This is a genomic window from Exiguobacterium sp. s83 (assembly GCF_018617095.1).
Classification (GTDB): Bacteria; Bacillota; Bacilli; order Exiguobacteriales; family Exiguobacteriaceae; genus Exiguobacterium; species Exiguobacterium profundum.
Genome location: NZ_JACSJP010000010.1, coordinates 1 through 4,856, shown reverse-complemented (window position 1 = coordinate 4,856; position 4,856 = coordinate 1). Strand labels below are relative to the sequence as shown.

The 4,856-nt window shown below is 45.7% G+C and carries 3 protein-coding genes; 2 read left to right on the top strand and 1 reads right to left on the bottom strand.

Features of this window, described 5'->3' with window-relative positions:
* Positions 1–1,923 precede the first annotated feature (1,923 nt).
* The gene (locus tag KNO73_RS14785; RefSeq protein WP_215112700.1) at positions 1,924–2,154 is read left to right on the top strand and encodes a hypothetical protein; all 231 of its coding nucleotides are present in this window, start codon (positions 1,924–1,926) and stop codon (positions 2,152–2,154) included.
* A gap of 143 nt (positions 2,155–2,297) precedes the next feature.
* Here KNO73_RS14785 and mobV read toward each other — a convergent pair whose 3' ends face one another.
* Entirely contained in the window at positions 2,298–3,674 is a 1,377-nt protein-coding gene (gene mobV, locus KNO73_RS14780; RefSeq protein ID WP_215112699.1) for a MobV family relaxase, read from the bottom strand.
* A 106-nt stretch (positions 3,675–3,780) separates the two neighbouring features.
* On the opposite strand from mobV, the gene KNO73_RS14775 reads away from it, so the two are divergent.
* The gene (locus KNO73_RS14775; protein ID WP_215112698.1) at positions 3,781–4,245 is read left to right on the top strand and encodes a hypothetical protein; all 465 of its coding nucleotides are present in this window, start codon (positions 3,781–3,783) and stop codon (positions 4,243–4,245) included.
* Positions 4,246–4,856 lie beyond the last annotated feature (611 nt).

The window sequence follows — 4,856 nt, the reverse complement described above, 5'->3', positions numbered from 1 at the left end:
TGATTCGAGTTGTTCAGGCACGAATCATATCAGTATCCTAAGGTTGCACGAGGTCGGTTCCCCCGACTCGAGTGCAGCCGTTTTTTTTTGAATTCGGTTGAAGGAAACGATTAATCTTGATGCATAACTCCCATCTAGGCTTATCGATTACCCTTCATTAATATATATAGCGTGATAAGGAAACGTTGTCAATAGATTCCATGGTAAATGTAACACAACTGTAACATAAGTTGGCTTTTCAACCATTGGTGCTGTCGCCTTCGCCCTGATCGCCCTACATGTATAATGATAAAACGATACTCGCCTAAAAAATAGCGAACAGCCCAAAAAAGTTTTTGTGGAAAATAAAGACTTTCCACAACGGTGATTGTTTTGTTAATATTAAGACAATTAAACATGGACGAAAAAAAAGCCACTCCTCCCCATATCAGAAGCTACCAACTACTGATACGAATCAAAGGAATGACTTTTGTTTAACCAAGTGCGCTAACACTGGTTAAACGGTGTACCCCCTGAACACCTCAGAGGGCACGTTTATAGGTACATACTAACCTGTTTTTTAAGCAAAAACAAGCGTATGGGCCCTATCTACAAAGACCGTTTGACTGGAGAGCGCCAGTTGAACGGTCTTTTTCGTTTTCCATAAACTCATTTTTAAGATGAGTTTATGGACTAATCGAATAAGAGGAATTGCCTGATACCTCTCAAAAACACTGACAAAGGTGAGTTGAGCCTTATGCGGACGTGCACGACACGTCGAGGGAGCGCCCCGTAATCAACGGCTCATGGAGATCGGAACGATGCCGAGAACCATGAGTGCCTACATATCCCTAACGTCTTCCCAATCGGACGTTAGGGAGGGTGAGGGCTACCTTAGTGCTGAATGAAGGAAAGACAAGACCCCTACGGGGGTGAAGGATCGTACATAAGTAGACTGCTAAAAATCGTAACCAATCACTACGGCAGGACTTCCCGTTATGAACGGGGAGGACGATACAACCGAGTTGATGAACCGGTGCACGGCATCGGGGGGCGTTGAAACCGCAAGGGCTTGTTTGAGTGTGTAGTACGGTCATGGGGAAACCCTAGCATTAGATTGGGCTGATACGACGGAAACCGAGCATGAAGCGAGGGATGAACCCGAATCAGACGTGCCTTCCTTCCCATCCCGCAATCTAATCGACGTTGTCGAATTTTGCCGGATAGGAAGGCATTTTCTGTCCGCCGTTTCCGTCATTTCGCTTCAGGATGAATGTTGCCCTCGCTCCATGCAAGTGAAAACTTGAGGAAATGCCTGCCACATTGGCGAGACGTAGACGATGCAAATTAGTATGTGGCACGAGGAATACGAGCCTAGCGTAGTCTGGCGAAGTGTTCCGCATGTGCCCCGACAAGCGAGCGAAGGCGTAAACGCCGTAGCGAAGTGCGTTCAGTGGAACGAAGAAGGGCGTTGAAAGATCCACGGTAGCAATCCGAAGAGATTGCAGCGTGGATCGAGTAGTCAGTGGATGATTTTAGCTATTTACTTTGAGGGATGAAGGGGTTACGGTGCATTTGAGCCGTTAAATAAAAGTAGGGAGAGTGGTTAGATTGTCAAAAGATACTAGTCATTTTGTGAAGTGTGCAGAGAACTGCGGTAGATCGTTGTCGACGTACAATCATTTAGAAGAACGTTGGGACGGTGCGTATATCTGTGATAGCTGTGCTTCTAGCATGCAGGTTTGTCCAGATTGTAGTCGATACTATCACTATGGTGAATCACAAGCGTTTTGCCCAGAACACGAAAGTGATCATTAAATCATGATGATTGCGTGAAATAAAAACTCCACGCAAACTTAGCGACGCTCTCAAGCCAAAGTCTGAAAAATGGACAAAAATCGACCGAATTCACAAACTTTTTGACCCTCAAAAGGCGGGAAAATGATGGATGAAATTTGGATTTCAATGACGAACGGATCGACCTACGAGGTTGCCAACATCGACTTTGAGACGCTCGAAGCCGAGATTTCGGAGAAACGGGCGATCGGCGACCTGCTGATTCGACTCGATTACTTCCAGCCCGACCCGAAAGGGAAGATTCTTATCAAGAAAGGGCTCGTCCTCATGCTCGACCAAATCGTGTCGATTTCGCTCCAAGAAAGTCTCGATTCTTGAAGCGAAATTAATGTGTCAATTGCCTATAAAGTTAGTATTCGTAGCAAAGACCCATGTACGGCCCGAAATTCGCCTTTTCAGGCATTCCCGGCTATGCATGGGTCTTTGCCTTTATTTCTCACGAGGACGTCTCTCAGAACGTTTTAACGCTCCATATCGCGACTTTTCTCTTCGTACTTCGCCCCGTATGTCTCTCGATGCCATTCGAACCCCTCTTTTTCCTTCTCGTTCTCAAGTTCTGGTTCGACTGATCCGTTCATTTCGAAGGTCGCTCTCGACTTGAAAGACCCAATCCATTTATCCAATTTATCTTGAGCAATCATCTTTTGATTGACCAGTGCTTCTTTCAACTTGGTTAATACGGACTTGAAAAACTCAATCTCTCTCGCCAGTCGTCGATTCTCTTGCAGAAGATTCGGGATGCGATCGTTCTGCGACTCGAGATACCTGTTCCGATCCATGAGTTGTTTCTTTTCTCGTTCGCTCGCCTGCAGCGCCTTTTGTAGTTGGACCGACAATTCGGCTTGTTTCTTCAAGTTCTCGAAAGAAGAAGGGGAGATTGTCAGGTTGCTCGATAGTTTTTGTGGCTTGGCGCTCTCGTTGAAACTCTCGACTAGACGAAGATCTGATAATGCATCGACCGTCTCTTGGATTTCCGAACGGTACTGATCCGCCTGCCCTTTCAACGATTTGATTTCTTTGCTGATGAAATCTTCTGTCGTCTCGAGTTCTGCATAGAGAGAGTCCAATTGCTTTTGACCGACTTCGATTTGTTTTCTTTGCTTCCCGAGTAGAGTCTCGTATTCGACTACCTGCTCGTCCAACTGGTCACGGACGTCCTTGGCCTTCATCACGTACTCTTTGCCTTTAGTCGCTTTTTCGGACAAGTCTTGGACTTCTTCTCGAAGTTGCTCCGTTTGGCGCTTGAAGTCTTGATGCGCCTTGAATTCATGAATGTCGAGTTTCATCTTCGTCTTCTCGCCACTCGCCCGTTTCACGTCAAACCCTCGTTCGTGGAGAAACTTCGGTAGTTGGTCGTGAATCTCCCGCAACGCTTTCGGTCCCATTACCGTCCTTGCCTGTAATTTGCCGTTCTCTTTGTTCACGGGCATGAAGTGAAGGTGCATGTGGGGCGTCGTCTCGTCCAGATGCACCTTGGCACTCATCACGTTCTCTTTGCCGTACCGATCACAGAAGTATTCATAGCAACTCTTGAAGTATTTCTGATGCTCCTCGTCCGTCATCTTGTCGGCTTCTTCTTTCGGGATCGTGATGATGTTGGAATACAGGACGACCGAGTTTTTCTGAACACGGCTGCCTTGTTTTTTCAGTTCGTCCCGTCTTTCTTTAGTACGTTCATAGAGACCTACTTCACTTTTCACGAAATCGTAGTTGAGGTGGGTTCGGGTTGGATCGATCATGTGGTTCTTGATTTTGCCTTCTCGTTCTTGTTCTTTCTCTTTGCCTTTGACGTCGCTCATTTGATTCTTTTGAGCGTTCCAAGCGAATTCGAATGCCAATAGAAAATCCTCCTTTAAATAAAATTTCTAAAAATTTCTCTTTTCAGTTGACAAATTTCTATAAGTTTCTTATATTAGAAATATCAAACAGGAATGAGGTGCCGTTATGGCTGAAAACAAGCAACCGAGTAGAAGTGCTCTTTTGGAGCAAGTGGTACAAGGTATTTTGAAAGAGAAACTAGGTGCTCAATCATCAATTCAGTTCACTCGCAATGACATCATCGAGGAGTTGAGCAAAACGCACAAAGATGAAGAGTCATTGTTTACGGGAGTTTTAAACCGTCTATTCGAAAAAGACGACCGAATCAAAAAGGTTGCTCGTGGGGTGTATGAACTTCGCGTGAAGGAAGATCTGGATGCCTTAGATTACTCTCATGTCATTAAGGTTCTTGATGATGCACTGGGAGAACTCGATGCTCTTTCTACCAATGTTACGATCATTGAGGGTACGGTTTTTACTGAACGAGACCGTGAAGTGATTGCGTGTTTCAGCCAAACAATCAAGAAATTAAAAGGAATCAAGAAAGAAGTTGAAGAGGAAGTTCGGGAGTACTGGGATCATTCTGAATAAAAAGAGTATAGCCCGCTATACTCTTGCAAGCAAGAGGCGGGCTCTACGAGGTAAAAATCAAGGGATGTTTCTCGTGTCAGGTCACGAGAAAGGGAGTGCCAATCCCTGTCGGGATCGACACTCCCAAGACCATTCTTCCCCGACCCGTTCCCTCGCGGTCACTGGATCAGAGAAGTGGATTCCACTCGAACGGCTACATCGTATCGATACGATGTAGCCGTTCAAATAGAATTTCAAAATCAAAAGCCGACCCGTAAAACGGATCGGCTTGTCGGCTGCCTCTTATCGAGTTTTGCGTGGTTTAGCCCAGAAGCAGAATGCCTTTTTACCGTAATGCGAAGCGTAAATACGCTTGCCGTTACGAGTAGTAATAAAAGGCGAACATACCCAGACCATACCCTCTTGAGGAGGTTCTGTATTTGGATTCTCCATCTCGCACGTCCTTTCCCGACTGACTCGAGTCAATGGGAACTTACCTATTTTCGAAATAAAGCATTTGCGCAAGATGGAGGACTTTTGGTATGATTCGAGTTGTTCAGGCACGAATCATATCAGTATCCTAAGGTTGCACGAGGTCGGTTCCCCCGACTCGAGTGCAGCCGTTTTTTTTT

Bases quoted from the DNA above. Each gene is read 5' to 3' on its own strand.
- KNO73_RS14785 (WP_215112700.1), top strand. From the start codon at position 1,924: ATGGATGAAATTTGGATTTCAATGACGAACGGATCGACCTACGAGGTT.
- KNO73_RS14775 (WP_215112698.1), top strand. From the start codon at position 3,781: ATGGCTGAAAACAAGCAACCGAGTAGAAGTGCTCTTTTGGAGCAAGTG.